The organism is Saprospiraceae bacterium, assembly GCA_016713025.1.
Classification (GTDB): domain Bacteria; phylum Bacteroidota; class Bacteroidia; order Chitinophagales; family Saprospiraceae; genus OLB9.
The window spans coordinates 3,368,513-3,389,639 of the sequence record JADJPZ010000004.1 but is presented as its reverse complement, the minus strand read 5'-3'; the positions used below and the strand labels follow the sequence as shown (position 1 = coordinate 3,389,639).

Sequence of the window (21,127 nt, the reverse complement as noted above, 5' to 3'; positions counted from 1 at the left end):
CTAAGACTTGGTTACCCGAAATTATTTTCTAACCATTTTCTTGCATTTACAAAAGCTTCCAGCCACGGGGAGACTTCGTGCTTTCTTCCTTCCGGATAATACGCCCAGTTCCACTGAAATATAGATCGCTCTATGTGCGGCATCATGACAAGATGACGGCCATCATCGCTGCACAGCATCGCGGTGTTATAGTCCGAGCCATTAGGATTGGCAGGATAGTCAGAGTATCCGTACTTGGCCACAATGTGATACATTTTTTCTTCTTCAGGTAGCAAAAACTTACCCTCTCCATGCGACACCCATACACCTAAGGTAGTTCCCGAAAGTGTACTCAACATGACAGAATCATTATCCTGGATTTGTACAGAGGTAAATATGCTTTCATGTTTATGAGAATCATTGAAGTGCATTTTGGGCTTTTTGTCATGATTTTGATGTATCATACCCAATTCAATCAGTAACTGACAGCCATTACATATTCCAACCGATAGTGTATCCCTTCTGTTGAAAAATTTGTCCAGCACTAATTTTGCCTTTTCATTGTATTTGAAAGCCCCAGCCCATCCTTTGGCTGAACCCAAAACATCAGAGTTGGAAAATCCACCTACAGCACCTATGAAACGTATATCTTCCAGTGTCTCTCGGCCCGTTATCAGATCTGTCATATGTACATCTCTCACATCAAATCCTGCCAGATACATAGCATTGGCCAGTTCGCGTTCCGAGTTACTTCCTTTTTCTCTTATGATGGCTGCCTTGATTCTGTGTTGAGGTATTTCTGGTCTTTTGCCGTCAAAATGGGAAGGGAATTTGTATGTTAATGGCTGATTTTTATAGTTAGAATATCTTTCAGTGGCCTTTTTGTGGCCTGACTGCTTAATGTCCAACAAATAGGATGTTTTATACCAAATATCTCTGAATTTCGGGATATCGAGATCAAAGTGGTCACCATTATTTTTAATTGTAACGGTGCTACTTTGATTTGGATGGCCAATTTTGATACACTTGATGGCATTAATTTGAAATAAACGCTCTATATCAGTTTCTGCTCCATGTGTAGCCTGAAAGACCAATCCTACATTTTCAGCAAATAGCAATCTGATCGAATCCTTGTTACCAACACCAGACAAATCAATATCCAATCCTGCCGCCGGATCAGAGAAACACATTTCAAGTAATGTGGTAATCAATCCGCCGCTACCGATATCGTGCCCTGCAGCAATTTTACCATCTTTGATCAATGCCTGTATGGTTTGAAAAGCAAGAACAAATCTTTTACTATCAGCAATGTCAGGTGTTTTTATACCGATTTTGTTGCGTATTTGTCCAAATGACGATCCGCCCAGCTCATGATCAGCAAATGACATATTGATATAATATAGAGTCCCTTCAGATGTTTTGACAGTGGGTTCTACTATTTTCATGATATCATTGGCATGTCCTGCTGCACTGATGATCACCGTGCCGGGGGCAATGACTTCCTTATCTTTGTATTTTTGTTTCATGGACAAGGAGTCTTTGCCCGTTGGAATATTGATACCCAAAGAAATGGCAAAGTCGGAACAAGCCTTAACAGCTGCATACAATCTTGCATCTTCGCCTGGGTTTTTACATGCCCACATCCAGTTGGCCGAAAGGCTGATACTTTTTATTCCATTCTCCAATGGTGCCCAGACGATATTGGTCAGTGCTTCTCCTATACTATTTCTGCTTCCTGCTTCTGCATCGATCAATGCACTTATCGGAGCATGACCAATAGACGTTGCCAGACCCTGATTATTTTCGTAATCAAGAGCCATAACGCCACAATTATTTAGCGGTAGTTGAAGAGGACCGGTACATTGCTGTTTGGCCACACGGCCGCCCACACATCTGTCCACCTTATTGGTAAGCCAGTCTTTGCAGGCTACAGCTTCGAGTTGGAGCACATCACCCAGGTAGTCTTCAAAATGTTTTATTTCATAGTCAATATCATTATAATCAGGTTTTCTACTTTGGTCTTTAATGATCATTTTTGGACTTGATCCAAACATATCAGCCAAAGCCAGATGCATAGGATTTACTCGTTTGGACGGTGATCCTATGGTAAATCGGTGATCTCCCGTGATCTCACCTACATCGTACATAGGAGCACGCTCTCTCTGAGCAATTTTTGACAATAATGGGAGATCTTTTTTGCTGATGACTAGTCCCATCCGTTCCTGAGACTCATTGCCTATGATTTCCTTGTAGGAAAGAGTAGGGTCGCCTACCGGCAAAGCATCGAGATTGATATTTCCGCCAGTAGCTTCGACGAGTTCTGACAGACAGTTGAGATGACCACCTGCACCATGGTCATGAATAGAAATGATCGGGTTTTCGTCACTTTCTACCAAGACCCGTATAGCGTTGGCAACTCGTTTTTGCATTTCGGGATTAGATCTTTGCACAGCATTAAGCTCAATACCTGAACCAAAAGCACCTGTATCAGCTGATGATACCGCGGCACCACCCATGCCGATGCGGTAATTGTCCCCACCCATGATAACTACTCTGTCACCATCTACTGGTATATGTTTTTGAGCCTGAGATTCTTTGCCATATCCGATTCCACCAGCCATCATGATGACTTTGTCAAAACCCACAATCCTGGCATCTTCTTCATGTTCAAATGTCAAAAGTGAACCCGCAATCAATGGTTGACCAAACTTATTTCCGAAGTCCGAAGCTCCATTAGAAGCTTTGATGAGGATATCCATAGGAGTTTGATATAACCATGGTCTTTCAGACATTTTTTGTTCCCAGAGGCGCGTTTTTTCAAGTCGAGAATATGCCGTCATGTACACAGCAGTACCTGCCAGAGGCAATGATCCCTGACCGCCTGCCAGTCTGTCTCTGATTTCGCCACCAGATCCTGTAGCTGCGCCATTAAATGGCTCCACCGTTGTCGGGAAATTGTGGGTTTCAGCTTTCAGAGATAGTACTGAATGAAAAGTCTTGCGTACATACGATGAAGGTATATCTCCTCTTTCAGGTGCAAATTGTACCACTTCAGGTCCTTTAATAAATGCAACATTGTCTTTATATGCAGAGACGATATCATTAGGATTTACCTGTGATGTTTTTTTGATCATCGCAAAAAGGCTCTCCGCTTTCTCATCACCATCGATAATGTATTTTCCATTAAATATCTTGTGCCGACAATGTTCTGAATTGACCTGCGAAAACCCAAAAACTTCTGAATCCGTTAGTTTTCTGCATAATCTGACCGACAATTCATTGAGATAAGATACTTCTTCTTCACTGAGTGACAATCCTTCTTTTATATTGTATGCTGTGATATCGTCTATTTCTAAAATAGCCTCCGGCTGTATGTGCAGATCAAAAATCTCCTGATGCAAGGAAGTATATCTCTGAAAGAGCATAGGGTCAAAATGATGGTTTTTTTGTTCAACATCAAATTGTTCTATGCGAATGATGCCAGAGATACCCATGTTTTGAGTGATTTCTACGGCATTGGTACTCCATGGGGTGACCATAGATGCCCGAGGTCCGATATATGATGCATTTAAAGTCTCAAATGGAGACAACGTCGCATCACCGAATAACCAACTTAATTTTTCCTGATTTTCTACTGTGATGTCATGCTCTGTTTTTACAGCATATATGTGGTCATCAGTTCCACAAAAAAAAGTGATCATATACTACTGATTGATTTTGTCTTCTATGATCGCGCAAATGTCCTCAAATCATTCGAGAAAAGGGCATCAAAAGATTTTTTTATAAATTTAACTCAAAATATACTTAAAGTAAATTTGTTTTCAAAAATTAGGAATTTTAATTGACACATTTCCAATGAATTAAAATTAAAATTTTTGGCAATCTAATTTCTTTTGACTAAAAATTGATTTGTATAAAAATCCCGAATAAATTTTTTAACAGCTAAATTATTAGATAATGGTTCTGTCATTAAGATGGATAGAATTCTCACATTGACATTAGTATTTGGACTAATATAAATCAATTTCGTTTAATAAAGCTATCTTTATGAAGTCTTTCACTTGTAAGGGAAAGATTTAGATAGGGCAAAACAAAGAAAAATTCCTAACCTAAACGACATTGTAATATAATTTAAAGAATACACACACTCTATCCATTATTAGCCTGCCTTCACAACACTACGGCGATGCAGGCCTTTCTGAATGCAAGGTAGGGAGAGTAGGGGTGAGTAAAATTAGAGGGATAATTATTGACATGATGTTTTTATTCACAGTGATCATATTTGTTGTAACTTTACAGCCTGAAAAACGCAAACAGTATATGCAATTCCATAGATTTACAGTTTTGATCTTCATGATTTTAGGAGCAATATTTATTAGTTTTTCATCTATTGCATCATCTTCATACAATCATTTTGATACTGCATCAGACACCAATGATATCAAGGTTTTATGGCTATTGAAAAATGCCGAAAATCATCCCCGAGTACTAAGATGGACGGTTTTTCCTGCATATAATGATAATGATGGTATGATGGCTGGACTGGTGTTGACAAATGATAATGGCAGAGAGAATAAAAAGTTCTCATATGCGTTAGCACCCATGTTTTCTTTCCTGAACTCCAAATTGACAGGTGAAGGAAGGATAGTCTTCAATAATATCGTATTGAATAAAGGTATCGACAAAATTTCATACGGCATTGGGATAAAATCTTATGATTATAACCGTAATGAAAAATTTGATTATAGTTTGCGATTTATCAGGGTAGATCCACGAATGACTATCCACTTTACTGACACAGATACCAGGAAGTCCAAAGTGACTTTGAAGTTGTTTTTTATTTCAGAAGAGAATCCTGTTTTTGACAAGGGTCAATTTAAGGGTTTGAGTACAGAGTACAGCTATATACCAAGGATGGACTATGACTACTCAAATCATGATGATTATCAGGGAACCGACATGAAGCTTTCTATCGAATATCAGGGGTACAATTCCGAAAAATATATAAAAATGACAGGAATTGCGGATCAGAAGTACAGATTTGCAGAAAAGAAGCATTTGTATTTCAGGGCTTTTCTTTCCGGTTTCTTATGGAATACTCAGCGTCAATCAAACAGCTTTCAGAATGTATTTACGAGAGGAAGTATTGCTTTGATACACCAGGGATTTAATGATTACACTTATGAGGAGACCTTCCTTTCCAGACAGAATCAAACAGGATTCCAGAATTATCAGATCAGCATGACGTCAGGAGGCGGATTTAAAACTCCTGTAGGAAGTGCTCATAATATCGGTATGAGCAATCACTTGGCTGCTTCCGTGGGGTTTAGTTCTGACATACCTTTTCGACTGCCAAAGTGGATACCATTGAGAGCATATTTTGATATAGGCTCTTATAGTATCTACGGAATTGATAAATTTACTAATACCCTCCTTTACAATGGCGGGCTTTCACTTCATTATAAAGATATCGGGGCTATATATTTTCCATTATTTTATTCTGAAAACGTGGGCAATATCTACAAAAGTGAGCACAAAACATTTTTATCAAGGATCAGTTTTTCTTTAAATCTCAATAAAATTGCAATTGGCAAATTGCCGGGTAATGTTTTATGATTTTTTTACATTAAACACCATCAAAATTTAATGATAACGGGAGTTGTTGGAGCCGGCATCATGGGATCAGGAATTGCACAACTGGCAGCAATGTCGGGCTGTGAAGTTCGTTTATTTGATATTGACAAACACAAATTGACTAAAGCGTTGCAAGATATTTCACTGAGTTTGGGCAAGTTTGCACTGAAAGGAGTGATCGGTCAGGATGAAATGAGTGGTATTCTTGGGCGTATTTATACATGTGAATCACTCAACTCGCTTTCAGAATGTGAACTCATCATAGAGGCCATAGCAGAAGACCTTGCTTTGAAAAAAGATCTTTTTGGCAAATTAGAGCCTATCGTATCAAAGAATTGTATTTTGGCAACAAATACTTCATCGCTTTCGATTACATCTATTGCGTCGGTTTTGAAGATGCCTGATCGATTTTTAGGTATTCATTTTTTTAATCCTGTGGTGATAATGCAGCTCACTGAAGTCATACCTGCTATACAAACAAGTGATAAAAACATAACAAAAGCAATCTCAATCATAGAATCCTGGGGTAAAACCGTGGTGAAAGCCAAAGACACACCCGGTTTTATAGTGAATAAAGTAGCCAGACCATATTATAGTGAGGCAATGAGAATGATGGAAGAAGGTATTTCAGATATTTTCACTATCGATTCAACAATGAGAAATTCAGGATTTAAAATGGGACCATTTGAATTGATGGATTTTATAGGTCATGATGTCAACTACAGAGTAACAGAGTCCGTTTGGAAATCATTTTACTATGATAGCCGATACAAGCCGTCTTTTTCTCAACTCAGGCTTTTGGAAGCAGGATATTTGGGTAAAAAAAGTGGTAAAGGTTTTTATAATTACCCAACCACACCCATGAAAGGAAAGTATAACAGTCCGGAATCAACTAATTTGATATTTATGCGCATCATATCCATGTTGATCAATGAGGCAGCCGATACGGTATTTTATGGCATATGCCATCAGGAAGATGTCGAAAAATCCGTAAAGCTCGGTTTAAATTATCCTAAGGGTTTGCTCCAATGGGGAAATGAAATAGGGTATAATAAAATAATTGAGACATTAGACGGACTTTACTATCATTATCATGAAGAAAGATACAGAGTTTGCCCTCTGTTGAGAAAATGGGTATCATCATTTTCGACAAAATTTGCATAAGAATAGATCAACAGCTGAACTACTAAAATTGATTTTATGTTATGACAAGTGGTGAAGTTTAACTTAATATTCTAAAAACTTAAAAATCATAATCATATGCGAATCATTTATTTATTGTTTGCTTTAATACTTATTGGATTAGGTGTTTTCTTGGGAACAAAGTACGTATCAGGTTCTAAACTGGAAAAAATCATAACCGGAGATGAAGGAAGCCAGACCAATGTTGACAATAACAACCAGATATTGACTCGTAGCACAGGTCAAAATTCAATTAGACGCACTGCTGATTCAATAGTTTATCTCTCTCATGACGAAAAATCCACCATTGATCTCTTTGAAAAATCTGCACCGTCAGTGTGTTATATCACCACAATCAACCAACAAAGAGACATGTGGTCAAGAAATATTACTGAAATGCCTTCAGGCTCGGGTTCAGGTTTTATCTGGGATACGCAGGGTCATATCATTACAAATTACCATGTCATTCAAAACGGTACAAAGTTAAAAGTGACACTTTCAGACAGGTCTTCGTGGGATGCAGAAGTGGTAGGTATCGAGCCCAATAAAGATCTTGCAGTGCTTAAAATTAAAGCAAGTGCGGGTACACTACGACCTATACCCGTTGGTCAGTCTTCTACTCTTAGGGTTGGGCAGAGTGTGTATGCCATTGGGAATCCTTTCGGATTGGACCAGTCATTAACTACCGGAGTCATCAGTGCATTAGGAAGAGAAATAATTTCAGTGGGAGGCAGGCCTATCAGGGACGTTATTCAGACTGATGCAGCCATAAATCCCGGAAACTCAGGTGGACCATTGCTCGACAGTTATGGACGACTCATCGGAGTAAATACCATGATTTACAGTCCATCCGGAGCATCAGCAGGCATTGGATTTTCTATACCTGTGGATGAAGTCAACTGGGTAGTATCTGATCTGATTAAATATGGCGAAGTAAAAAGACCAAAAATTGGTATTGAGTTGTTACCTCCTCAATATGCTCAGAATTGGGGTGTTGAAGGTGCCATGATTATGGGAATAGTACCCGGAGGTGGAGCGGAAAAAGCAGGGTTAAGAGCACTTGAACAAACCCGAAACGGAGAGATTATATTTGGTGATATTATCACTGAGGTAAATGGTTCTAAAATTAGCAATAATAACGACTTGTTTTTAATCCTTGAAAAGTTTAATCCCGGTGACAAAATCAAACTGAAATACCTCAGAAATGAACAGGAAAAAACCACCGAAGTGATATTAGGTATTTGATGATTTTTTAACTTTTTTCATATATGACAAAACTCAATATTTACATATTCAATAAAGCTATATTTTGTAAATTTATTGCTTTGAAATCATTATAGTTGATATAAATAAAAATTTATAAGAATCATTTAACAAAAGGTGCAGTTTAAGGGGTAGTAATTATCTTTACCTGTTGATAAGTAACAAATTTTGGAATGTAATTCATTGAATTACAATATTTTTTAATACTTAATTTAACAGTTTATTGATCAAAAATTATACTCATGCTCAACTCAAAACCTTTTCAAAAATTATTGATTTTATGTATTGTATTTCTTTTAAATACTGAACTTGGAAATGCCCAATGTAATTTATTTGTAAATTATCAAAACAATCCATCATCATGTACTGCAACTGATGGCTCAATTACAATTTCTTCAAGAGGTACATGTAATCGCAATGTCAAAATTTACAAAGGAAGTACTCTTTTAAGTGAGGGTACCAACTCACTGACACAGATTAACCTTTCCAAAGGAGTTTACAGACTTGTGGCGGAGAGAGGATGTGGGTGTGATGATGAAATCACGAGGTATATTCATCTTGTGGCAGCAGATGAGACAATTCTTCTTCCTCAAGTTAACGGTATCCCATCGGATAATATCACTGTTTGCAGAGGTAGTTCTATCCGGCTTGGTGTGCAAAATTTGGGAATAACCAACTTGCATTTAAGTGGTCCCGGTGGTTATTCAGACAGTTCACCTGATGGAAATACTTTTTGGAATTTATCTGATTTGCAACCATCAAATTCTGGTTTGTATACTATTCAATTTACTAACAGTAGGGGTTGCACATCTATTACTACGATCAGATTAAATGTGGGCAATCTGTCCATCAATGCAGGAAGTGACGTCGAAATATGTAAAGGAGCATCTACGACTTTAAACGCCAATGCTACAGGCAGATCGGTTTGTAAACAAGAGTGTCCCAAAACACTTGATTCATTATTAGTTAGATGGACATTGGATCAGTGTGATGCGAGTAACCAGAATAATAAAGAGGATTTTACTGAATTTATTCCCAATTATCCATCCAAGGGTAATTGCACCGGCATTTTTGCGACAAATATTTTTAAACCTGTTGGTGATCACTCATGTACCCCAATCCCTAATTCTTACAGTGGTGATGTCGGGATGTGTGTAATGGCAGAAGAAAGTTGCGATACTTCTGTTTATGATAGTAATAAAGCAATAAAATTTGAAGTAACAGTCAATCCAACAGAAGGCGGAAGAATCACCGGATTGTCTTTTGTTGAACAATCACCACTCAACTGGATAACAACCAATGGTGCTTCCGGTGTGAATAACTTTAATACCAAGTACTTGCTTAAGGTCTACAAAAACAATATTTTGATATATTCAAAAACAGAAATTCCTACTGAAAGGGTATGGAATACTGAAATATTTGATTTTAAAGATATTCCGGCTTTCTATACTACTGAGACGGCTGTTTACAGGTTTGAGCTTAGAGGGTATTGTGTTACTGAAAGAGGTGGAGGTATGGCAGGCTGGGAAGTTGATGACATCAGAGTATTTGGAGGATGTTGTACAGGTCTTTCGACAAGTGATTCTATTTCTTATCTTTGGTCCACCGGCGCTACCAGTCAGTCAATAAGTGTTACTCCTGATGTAACAACAGCCTATACCGTGATGGTTACAGATTGTGCAGGTTGTACCAGAATGGATACGGTAAATGTCACTGTCAACCCTCTGCCAAATATTGCGATCTCCGGGATTAAAAACATTTGTATTGGTGGATCTACAGTGTTGACTGCAAGTGGTGGTGCACAATATTTATGGTCTACCGGATCGACTTCATCCTCTATTACAGTAAGTCCTGCTTTGACAACTAAATATCATGTTACCGTAACATCCAATAAAGGTTGTCGATCAATAGATTCAGTATCTGTAGTAGTGCACAACCTGCCATCTCCCGTTATTAGTGGAGATTTGGAGATTTGTAAAGGAGATTCTACTCTTTTGACTGCCAGTGGTGGAGTATCTTTTGAATGGAGTACAGGTGCTACGACAAATTCGATTGTTGTAAAACCTATTACTGACACAGAATACCGAGTGATGGCTATAGATGAAAACGGGTGCATGGAATACAGCACGGTATTAGTTATAGTATACGAAAGACCATCTCCAAATATTGAAGGAGATACCTTGATTTGTGCTGGAGAGTCGACTACACTTACAGCATCAGGCGGGGCTTCCTATATATGGAGTAATGGTCTGAGTACTGCGTCTATCAATATTTCACCTACCGCAAATTCAATTTATACAGTCACTGTCACAAATAATTTTGGTTGTACATCTACAAAATCAAAAGAAATAATTGTACATCCTTTACCTGTAGTCATAATTTCGGGAAATAGTACACTTTGTAATGGTAAATCATCTGTAATAACAGCTTCAGGGGGCGTATCCTATAGATGGAGCACAGGTGCTACTACAGCTTCAATAACCATAAATCCAGGATTGAACACCAATTACACAGTAACAGTAACCAATGTTCATGGCTGTACAGCTACAGCATCAAGAATGGCGAGTGTCATGAGCTTACCTGTAGCTACGATATCAGGACCTAAAAAAATATGTGAAGGAACTTCAGTCACCTTGCTGGCATCTGGTGGTGTTTTGTATTTTTGGAGCACTGGTCAAAATACACCATCAATCAACATAACGCCTTCATTAACAACAATATACAGGGTTACAGTGACAGATGCAAATGGTTGTACATCTTCTGCATCACATAGAGTCAAAGTAAACACCAAACCTTCTGTGGATATAACAGGAAAAAGAAGATTTTGTATTGGGGATAGCACAGTATTGACTGCAAATGTCACAGGTAAAACTTCATGTGATAAGGATTGTAAAGATTCCTTATTATTAAGATGGACTCTTGATCAATGTAATGCAGAAGGACTTGCAAATCAATTAAATTACAGCGAATTTCTTCCTTCAAATATTTCGGTAGGAGGTCTGATTTCAGTTGAAGGGACAAATGTTTTTAGAAATAGAGGCGATCATTCCTGTACTCCGGATGGTACCGGAGGAATTGGTATATGTTTTGGTGTTTTGGAGAGTTGTGATCCAAATCAATATAATCCTCAGAATGCTTTGAGATTTTCTGTGACGTTAAATCCTAAAAAAACCGGCAGACTTACAAAGCTATCTTTTAGAGAACAATCTCCATTAAATTGGGTAACTACGAATGGAGCTTCAGGAATAAACAACTACAACAAAAAATACTTAATTAGAGTATATAAAAACGGAACTTTGATTTATTCTGAAAATGAAATTGGCACAGAAAGGGATTGGAATGTTGAAACATTTGACTTTTCAGATCATCCTGATTTTACAGTAACTGAATCTTGTGAATTTTCTTTTGAATTATATGGCTATTGTATGGTAGATCGAGGTGGAATCCCTGGATGGGAAATTGATGATATTAGAGTCTTTGGTGGTGACTGTCCGGAATCTGAAACTGCTGAAAATGCAATTTATTTGTGGTCCAATGGTGCAACTACACCTTCAATAAAAGTCATTCCGACTATCTCTACAACCTACACAGTCACTGTAACAGATTGCAATGGTTGTACTTCAACAGATTCAAAATTGGTTCAGGTAGACCCATTACCGACGATAGAAATAAGCAACAACGGCCCATTGACCTGCGCAAAAACGAGTGTCACACTGACCGCGACAGGTGGTGGCAGTTATGAATGGTCAGGTGGTGGTACTTCATCTACCAAAGTCGTGACAACACCGGGCACATATACAGTGACAGTAACATCAGCGAATGGTTGCACCAGTACATCAAGCACGATTGTCAATCAGGATATCACACCACCCACAGCAACAACAAGCAATGATGGTCCGTTGACCTGTGCAAAACCAAGTGTTACACTGACTGCAACAGGTGGTGGCAGTTATGAATGGTCAGGTGGAGGTACTTCATCTACCAAAGTCGTGACAACACCGGGTACATATACAGTGACGGTGACGGCAGCGAATGGTTGTTCAAGTACATCAAGCACGATTGTCAATCAGGATATCACTTCACCCACAGTAACAACAAGCAATGATGGTCCGTTGACCTGCTCAAAAACGAGTGTCACACTGACCGCGACAGGTGGTGGCATTTATCAATGGTCAGGTGGTGGTACTTCATCTACCAAAGTAGTGACAACACCAGGGACATATACAGTGACAGTAACATCAGCCAATGGTTGCACCAGTACATCAAGCACGATTGTCAATCAGGATATCACACCACCCACAGTAACAACAAGCAATGATGGTCCGTTGACCTGCGCAAAAACGAGTGTCACACTGACCGCGACAGGTGGTGGCAGTTATGAATGGTCAGGTGGTGGCACTGCATCTACGAAGGTCGTGACAACACCGGGCACATATACAGTGACAGTGACATCAGCCAATGGTTGCACCAGTACATCAAGCACGATTGTCACCCAAGATATCACACCACCCACAGGAACAACAAGCAATGATGGTCCGTTGACCTGCTCAAAAACGAGTGTCACACTGACCGCGACAGGTGGTGGCAGTTATGAATGGTCAGGTGGTGGTACTTCATCTACCAAAGTCGTGACAACACCGGGCACATATACAGTGACAGTAACATCAGCGAATGGTTGCACCAGTACATCAAGCACGATTGTCAATCAGGATATCACACCACCCACAGCAACAACAAGCAATGATGGTCCGTTGACCTGTGCAAAACCAAGTGTTACACTGACTGCAACAGGTGGTGGCAGTTATGAATGGTCAGGTGGAGGTACTTCATCTACCAAAGTCGTGACAACACCGGGTACATATACAGTGACGGTGACGGCAGCGAATGGTTGTTCAAGTACATCAAGCACGATTGTCAATCAGGATATCACTTCACCCACAGTAACAACAAGCAATGATGGTCCGTTGACCTGCTCAAAAAACGAGTGTCACACTGACCGCGACAGGTGGTGGCATTTATCAATGGTCAGGTGGTGGTACTTCATCTACCAAAGTAGTGACAACACCAGGGACATATACAGTGACAGTAACATCAGCCAATGGTTGCACCAGTACATCAAGCACGATTGTCAATCAGGATATCACACCACCCACAGTAACAACAAGCAATGATGGCCCATTGACCTGTGCAAAAACGAGTGTCACGCTGACAGCTACAGGTGGTGGCAGTTATCAATGGTCAGGTGGTGGTACTTCATCTACCAAAGTCGTGACAACACCGGGCACATATACAGTGACAGTGACAGCCGCCAATGGTTGCACCAGTACATCAAGCACGATTGTCACCCAAGATATCACACCACCCACAGTAACAACGAGCAATGACGGCCCGTTGACCTGCTCAAAAACGAGTGTCACACTGACAGCGACAGGTGGTGGCAGTTATCAATGGTCAGGGGAAGGTACTTCATCTACCAAAGTAGTGACAACACCGGGCACATATACAGTGACAGTGACATCAGCGAATGGTTGCACCAGTACATCAAGCACGATTGTCAATCAGGATATCACACCACCCACAGTAACAACAAGCAATGATGGTCCGTTGACCTGTGCAAAAACGAGTGTCACACTGACCGCGACAGGTGGTGGCAGTTATGAATGGTCAGGTGGTGGTACTTCATCTACCAAAGTCGTGACAACACCGGGCACATATACAGTGACAGTAACATCAGCCAATGGTTGCACCAGTACATCAAGCACGATTGTCAATCAGGATATCACACCACCCACAGCAATAACAAGCAATGACGGCCCGTTGACCTGCTCAAAAACGAGTGTCACACTGACCGCGACAGGTGGTGGCATTTATCAATGGTCAGGTGGAGGTACTTCATCTACCAAAGTCGTGACAACACCGGGTACATATACAGTGACGGTGACGGCAGCGAATGGTTGTTCCAGTACATCAAGCACGATTGTCAATCAGGATATCACTTCACCCACAGTAACAACAAGCAATGACGGCCCGTTGACCTGCTCAAAAACGAGTGTCACACTGACCGCGACAGGTGGTGGCATTTATCAATGGTCAGGTGGTGGTACTTCATCTACCAAAGTAGTGACAACACCGGGCACATATACAGTGACAGTAACATCAGCGAATGGTTGCACCAGTACATCAAGCACGATTGTCAATCAGGATATTACACCACCCACAGTAACAACAAGCAATGATGGTCCGTTGACCTGTGCAAAAACGAGTGTCACACTGACAGCAACAGGTAGTGGCAGTTATCAATGGTCAGGTGGTGGGACTTCATCTATTAAAGTCGTGACAACACCGGGTACATATACAGTGACGGTGACGGCGGCGAATGGTTGCACCAGTACATCAAGCACGATTGTCAACCAAGATATTACATCACCCACAGTAACGACAAGTAATGATGGCCCATTGACCTGTGCAAAAACGAGTGTCACACTGGCAGCAACAGGTAGTGGCATTTATCAATGGTCAGGTGGTGGTACTTCATCTACCAAAGTAGTGACAACACCGGGCACATATACAGTGACAGTAACATCAGCGAATGGTTGCACCAGTACATCAAGCACGATTGTCAATCAGGATATTACACCACCCACAGTAACAACAAGCAATGATGGTCCGTTGACCTGTGCAAAAACGAGTGTCACACTGACCGCGACAGGTGGTGGCAGTTATCAATGGTCAGGTGGTGGTACTTCATCTACCAAAGTAGTGACAACACCGGGTACATATACAGTGACGGTGACGGCGGCGAATGGATGTTCAAGTACATCAAGCACGATTGTCAATCAGGATATCACTCCACCCACAGTAACAACAAGCAATGACGGCCCGTTGACCTGCTCAAAAACGAGTGTCACACTGACCGCGACAGGTGGTGGCATTTATCAATGGTCAGGTGGTGGTACTTCATCTACCAAAGTAGTGACAACACCAGGGACATATACAGTGACAGTAACATCAGCCAATGGTTGCACCAGTACATCAAGCACGATTGTCAATCAGGATATTACACCACCCACAGTAACAACAAGCAATGATGGTCCGTTGACCTGTGCAAAAACGAGTGTCACACTGGCAGCAACAGGTAGTGGCAGTTATGAATGGTCAGGTGGTGGCACTGCATCTACGAAGGTCGTGACAACACCGGGCACATATACAGTGACAGTAACATCAGCGAATGGTTGCACCGGTACATCTTCATCTTTGGTATTAGAAGACAAAACTTTACCTTCAGCTACAATAAATGGTAAAACAAGCTTTTGTTTAGGTGACAGTACAGTATTAACAGCTTCCGGTGGAGGTACTTATACATGGAATACAGGTGAGTCAACAACATCTATCAAAGTAAAACCAATTACTACTTCTAATTATACTGTAACAGTTACTTCTCCAAATGGCTGTCAGTCAAGTGCTAGTGTATCAGTAATTGTACATCCTTTGCCAAATATTACAATTTCAGGAAATTTGGAAATATGTAAAGACGAATGCACAACATTAACTGCATCAGGAGGAACAGAATATTTATGGGAAGGTGCTCTTGCAAATGGATTTAAGTGTAATGGGTCGTTTTTTGTAGGTGGTCTGCAGGGTGGATCAATTCCTAATTTATATAATGTTTCTTCATCCGGAGAATTGAATTTATTAGGATCATTAAATACAAATAACATAAACGGCGTTGGGTATTACTGTCAAAGAAATGTCCCACACTTATATGGGATCAAAATGAAGGGTAACACTATTGAAGATGCAGTTAAAGGAAGTTTGGTAGTCATTGACCCAAGGACTGCAAATACCACCATTTTGGGAGAAATTCCTCAACCTCCAAATATCTACGGCAGTGTTGGAAGGACTGGAATCATGACTTATATAGGTGATATTGGGAAGGATGGTAAATTCTATTTTCCTGCTGTTGCTACATACATAAACCCAGCAACTTTAAGAATTATTGATTACACAATGTATTTAGGAGTGATAGATTTAAATGATCACGGTAGTGGTAGCAATGTTGTTTATAAACCAATAACCATATCACCAAATTGTAAACCATATATGGATGCTTGTATAGAAGGGTTTCAAGCTTTTGCATTAAATCCTGCATCAAGAGAACCAGCAGGTGGAATTCATGATTGGGCCCTTAGTCCTGATGGCAACACATTGTATTCTTTCATGGGTATAGAAAATGCTATGTTCAGACTTGATATTAACACATTGATTACTAGTTGTGTATCTGGACCATCATCCAATAATCCTTATATTGGACAAACAGGTATCAAAACAGATGAATTTGGTGGGATATATTATGAGAATAATGTCTTGAAGGGATTACAGGTAGATAGAGGCAGATTATTTAATATCAATCAAATCACCGGCGAATTGACCTTAATAAGTGAAGGGTTGCCACAAGATTTTAGAGGAGATAATGCAAATTGTTATGAATGTGGAGTCATTCCAACAGGACCATTAAATAGTGCCTCCATAACAGTTTGTCCTATCAGCACTACAACTTATAGAGTGTCTGTTACAGATATCAATGGATGTAAGAATTCCGCGAGTATTACAGTCGTAGTAAGCGAAAAACCAATTGCAACACTCTCAAGTGATGGTCCTTTGACATGCGCTAAAACAAGCGTGACTCTTACAGCAAGCGGAGGAGGCTCATATGCATGGTCAGGCGGAGGAGCATCAGCGGAAAAAGTGGTGACATCAGCGGGTGCATATACTGTGACAGTTACTGCATCCAATGGGTGTACTAGCACAGCAAGCATTACTGTGAATGAAGATAAATCACGACCATCAGTAACAACAAATAATGATGGCCCATTAACTTGTTTCAAAAAGAATGTTACATTGGTTGCCTTGAGCGTGGGTACCACATATGTTTGGTCTGACGGAGGAAATGCATCTACCAAAGTCGTGACAACACCGGGCACATATACAGTGACAGTAACATCAGCGAATGGTTGCACCAGTACATCAAGCACGATTGTCAATCAGGATATCACTTCACCCACAGTAACAACAAGCAATGACGGCCCGTTGACCTGCTCAAAAACGAGTGTCACACTGACAGCGACAGGTGGTGGCAGTTATCAATGGTCAGGGGAAGGTACTTCATCTACAAAAGTTGTGACAACACCGGGCACATATACAGTGACAGTAACATCAGCCAATGGTTGCACCAGTACATCAAGCACGATTGTCAATCAGGATATCACTCCACCCACAGTAACAACAAGCAATGATGGCCCATTGACCTGTGCAAAAACGAGTGTCACACTGACAGCGACAGGTGGTGGCAGTTATCAATGGTCAGGTGGTGGCACTGCATCTACGAAGGTCGTGACAACACTGGGCACATATACAGTGACAGTAACATCAGCCAATGGTTGCACCAGTACATCAAGCACGATTGTCAATCAGGATATCACTCCACCCACAGTAACAACAAGCAATGATGGCCCATTGACCTGTGCAAAAACGAGTGTCACGCTGACAGCTACAGGTGGTGGCAGTTATCAATGGTCAGGTGGTGGTACTTCATCTACCAAAGTCGTGACAACACCGGGCACATATACAGTGACAGTGACAGCCGCCAATGGTTGCACCAGTACATCAAGCACGATTGTCAATCAGGATATCACTCCACCCACAGTAACAACAAGCAATGATGGCCCATTGACCTGTGCAAAAACGAGTGTCACGCTGACAGCTACAGGTGGTGGCAGTTATCAATGGTCAGGTGGTGGTACTTCATCTACCAAAGTCGTGACAACACCGGGCACATATACAGTGACAGTGACAGCCGCCAATGGTTGCACCAGTACATCAAGCACGATTGTCACCCAGGATATCACACTACCCACAGTAACAACGAGCAATGATGGCCCGCTGACCTGCTCAAAAACGAGTGTCACACTGACTGCGACAGGTGGCGGCAGTTATTTATGGTCAGTTGGTGGCACTGCCTTTACCAAAATAGTGACAACACCGGGCACATATACAGTGACGGTGACGGCAGCGAATGGTTGTTCCAGTACATCAAGCACGATTGTCAATCAGGATATCACACCACCCACAGTAACAACGAGCAATGATGGCCCGCTGACCTGTGCAAAAACGAGTGTCACACTGACAGCAACAGGTGGTGGCAGTTATGAATGGTCAGGTAGTGGCACTTCATCTACAAAAGTAGTAACAACACCAGGCACGTATACAGTGACAGTAACAGCAGCGAATGGTTGCATCGGTACATCAAGCACCATTGTCAATCAGGACATCACACCACCCTCAGTAACAACAAGCAATGATGGGCCATTGACATGTGCAAAACCAAGTGTTACACTGACTGCAACAGGTGGTGGCAGTTATGTGTGGTCAGGCGGTGGCACTGCATCTAGCAAAGTTGTCAGCACAGCCGGTACTTATACAGTGACGGTTACATCATCGAATGGTTGTACAAGTACTTCTCAAACAACAGTAACAGAGGTTATCACCCGACCAACAGTAACAATAAGCAATGACGGACCAATGACCTGTTTAAAATCAAGTGTAACATTGACAGCGACAGGTGGTGGAAGTTATGCTTGGTCCGGTGGTGGCAATGAACCTACCAAAGTCGTGACAATACCTGGCACATATACAGTGACAGTAACATCAGCCAATGGTTGCACCAGTACATCAAGCACGATTGTCACCCAAGATATCACACCTCCCACAGTAACAACAAGCAATGATGGTCCGTTGACGTGCGCAAAAAGGAGGGTGACATTGACAGCGACAGGTGGTGGAAGTTATGCTTGGTCCGGTGGTGGCAATGTTGCTACAAAAGTAGTTTCTGAAGCAGGCTTTTATATTGTTACAGTTACATCTGCAAATGGGTGCACTTCTACTTCATCTGTAACAATACTTGTGGATACTATTCGTCCGGTTGTCAATATATTAAATGGTGGAATATTAACATGCGGTAATACTTCAATAACATTAACAGCATCAGGTGGAGGAGCATACTTATGGAGTACAGGAGAAACGACTTCAGTAAAAATTGCATCAGTTTCCGGAAAATATACAGTCACTGTAACCGGAACAAATGGATGTTCATCATCTGGTAATACTTCAGTGGAACAAAATATCACTCCACCAGTTGCTGCTGCTTCAAATGACGGCCCATTGACATGTTTAAAAACAAGTGTGACGCTGACGGCGACTGGTGGAGGTTTGTACACCTGGAGTGGAGGAGGTACTTCTGCTACAAAAATTGTAACTGTAGCTGGAACATATACTGTAACAGTAACAGCACCCAATAGATGTACATCAACTGCAACTACAATTGTATTACAAAACACGATCCCACCTGTAGTATCGATTTCTGGCATTAAAAAAATATGTGAAGGTGGGTCTACAACACTTACTGCATCAGGAGGTATTTCCTATTCATGGAGTAATGGACAAACTACTGCAGCAATATCTGTTAGTCCAGTGATAAACACATTATACACTGTGACTGTAACGAATGCGGTTGGATGTACAGCTGTAGCTGTTGATTCTGTAATGATTAAAAATAAACCGGATGTTGTATTTTCAGGAGTAAATACTATTTGTGTAGGCGATTCAGCTACAATAGTTGTTACAGGTAAGACAGATAATGAATGTCCGGGAGTTTGTAATGTGACTCAACCAGCTGTCCTTGCTTTGTGGAATTTAAATGCTTGTCATTCAATAATGTCATCAGGGACTCATCTGGATTATTCTGAATTTATACCAATAGTTTCAACTTCAAATTGTAACAATGTTACAGCTGGAAATGTGCACAGATTGCCTGGTAATAAGCATTCATGTACACCAAGTCCTAATGGAAGTATTGGAATGTGTATTGGCACTCAGAATACTTGTAATCCTTCAAAAGTTGATTTTACCCAAGCATTGAGATTTGAAGTAAGATTAACTCCAACACAAGCAGGCCAAATCACAGGTTTAGAATTTTTCGAGCAGAGCCCTGAAAACTATATTTGGGTGGATGGACCAACAGGAAGGAACAATTTTGCTCAGAAATATATTTTAAGAGTAAGTAAAAATGGCAAATTTATTTATTATAAAGATAATATATCTACAAGCAGAAACTGGACATTACAAAATTTTGACTTCTCTGATAATGATAACTTCAGAACCCTGATCCCGGCTACATATTTGTTCGAACTAGTACCTTATTGTACCATAAATAATGGAGCAGCTGAATCTATCTGGGATATTGATGAAATAAAAGTTTTGGGCGGATGTTGTAATGGTACAACTACGGAAATTGCGAGTTACAGATGGTCAGATAATAGCACAGGCACATCAATTACAGTAAAACCAACTGTCAATTCAACTTATACTGTTACTGTTACAGATTGTTGCGGTTGCACTAATACTAAACAGGTCAATGTCAATGTGACAAATCTAATAGCCGACTTAGGTGAAGATAGGATGATTAGTATGGGACAAACTGTAACACTTACACCGGTTATCACAGGCAGGTCCATTTGTGACCCCAATAATCCGGAAAAAAATGTGGTGAAGTATCTGTGGTCAACAGGAGCAACTACTTCTAGTATCACGGTGACCCCAGGGTCTTCTACTTTTTACCGCGTAACTGTTACTGACTGCAATGAATGCACTGATACTGAAAGTATTTCCATTCATGTGATGATGCCAAGACCATTGGTGGTGTATCCTAATCCGGCCTACAACAAAGTAAATCTTGCTTCAGAATCAGAAATCGATCCTGGCATAAAAGTAAGGATTATAAGTTCTGATGGGAAAACAGTTATTTCTGATAAACCTGAGATTATTTTCAATACTCCTTCCAATATCTCAATATTAATACCTGAAAATGTCAGAGATGGATTGTATTACATGGAAATAAGTAATGGTCAAAATAAGTACGTAGAAAAACTTATTTTAATAGAACGTTAGAATTAAAGTTGTCTGCATAAAGTATTTACAGAACAAAAAATGAATCAATAAAAAACAGAGGTAGTCA

The 21,127-nt window shown here is 40.5% G+C and carries 6 protein-coding genes; 5 read left to right on the top strand and 1 reads right to left on the bottom strand.

Annotation, left to right across the window (positions count from 1 at the left end; genetic code table 11):
• Window positions 1–11: 11 nt before the first annotated feature.
• On the bottom strand, window positions 12–3,680 hold the full coding sequence (purL, locus tag IPK35_20725) for a phosphoribosylformylglycinamidine synthase (protein MBK8055625.1): 3,669 nt from the start codon (window positions 3,678–3,680) through the stop codon (window positions 12–14).
• Window positions 3,681–4,299: 619 nt separating this feature from the next.
• On the opposite strand from purL, the gene IPK35_20720 reads away from it, so the two are divergent.
• The 5 genes from IPK35_20720 to IPK35_20700 all read left to right on the top strand — a co-directional run bounded on the left by IPK35_20720 (window position 4,300) and on the right by IPK35_20700 (window position 21,060).
• A complete protein-coding gene (locus IPK35_20720) occupies window positions 4,300–5,595 on the top strand; it encodes a hypothetical protein (GenBank protein MBK8055624.1) in 1,296 nt (431 codons plus the stop codon).
• A gap of 30 nt (window positions 5,596–5,625) precedes the next feature.
• Entirely contained in the window at window positions 5,626–6,777 is a 1,152-nt protein-coding gene (locus IPK35_20715) for a 3-hydroxybutyryl-CoA dehydrogenase (GenBank protein MBK8055623.1), read from the top strand.
• Window positions 6,778–6,873: 96 nt separating this feature from the next.
• Complete coding sequence (locus IPK35_20710) at window positions 6,874–8,040, top strand: trypsin-like peptidase domain-containing protein (protein ID MBK8055622.1); 1,167 nt, start codon at window positions 6,874–6,876, stop codon at window positions 8,038–8,040.
• A gap of 260 nt (window positions 8,041–8,300) precedes the next feature.
• Window positions 8,301–13,229: a hypothetical protein gene (locus IPK35_20705; GenBank protein MBK8055621.1), complete on the top strand. Its 4,929-nt coding sequence runs from the start codon at window positions 8,301–8,303 to the stop codon at window positions 13,227–13,229.
• Window positions 13,114–21,060, top strand: a complete 7,947-nt coding sequence (locus tag IPK35_20700; protein MBK8055620.1) for a T9SS type A sorting domain-containing protein — start codon at window positions 13,114–13,116, stop codon at window positions 21,058–21,060. The genes IPK35_20705 and IPK35_20700 overlap by 116 nt, the downstream gene beginning before the upstream one ends.
• Window positions 21,061–21,127 lie beyond the last annotated feature (67 nt).

What these genes read in the sequence shown, in the direction of transcription:
- purL (MBK8055625.1), bottom strand. Translation starts at nt 3,680, where the DNA reads ATGATCACTTTTTTTTGTGGAACTGATGACCACATATATGCTGTAAAA.
- IPK35_20720 (MBK8055624.1), top strand. Translation starts at nt 4,300, where the DNA reads ATGCAATTCCATAGATTTACAGTTTTGATCTTCATGATTTTAGGAGCA.
- IPK35_20715 (MBK8055623.1), top strand. Translation starts at nt 5,626, where the DNA reads ATGATAACGGGAGTTGTTGGAGCCGGCATCATGGGATCAGGAATTGCA.
- IPK35_20710 (MBK8055622.1), top strand. Translation starts at nt 6,874, where the DNA reads ATGCGAATCATTTATTTATTGTTTGCTTTAATACTTATTGGATTAGGT.
- IPK35_20705 (MBK8055621.1), top strand. Translation starts at nt 8,301, where the DNA reads ATGCTCAACTCAAAACCTTTTCAAAAATTATTGATTTTATGTATTGTA.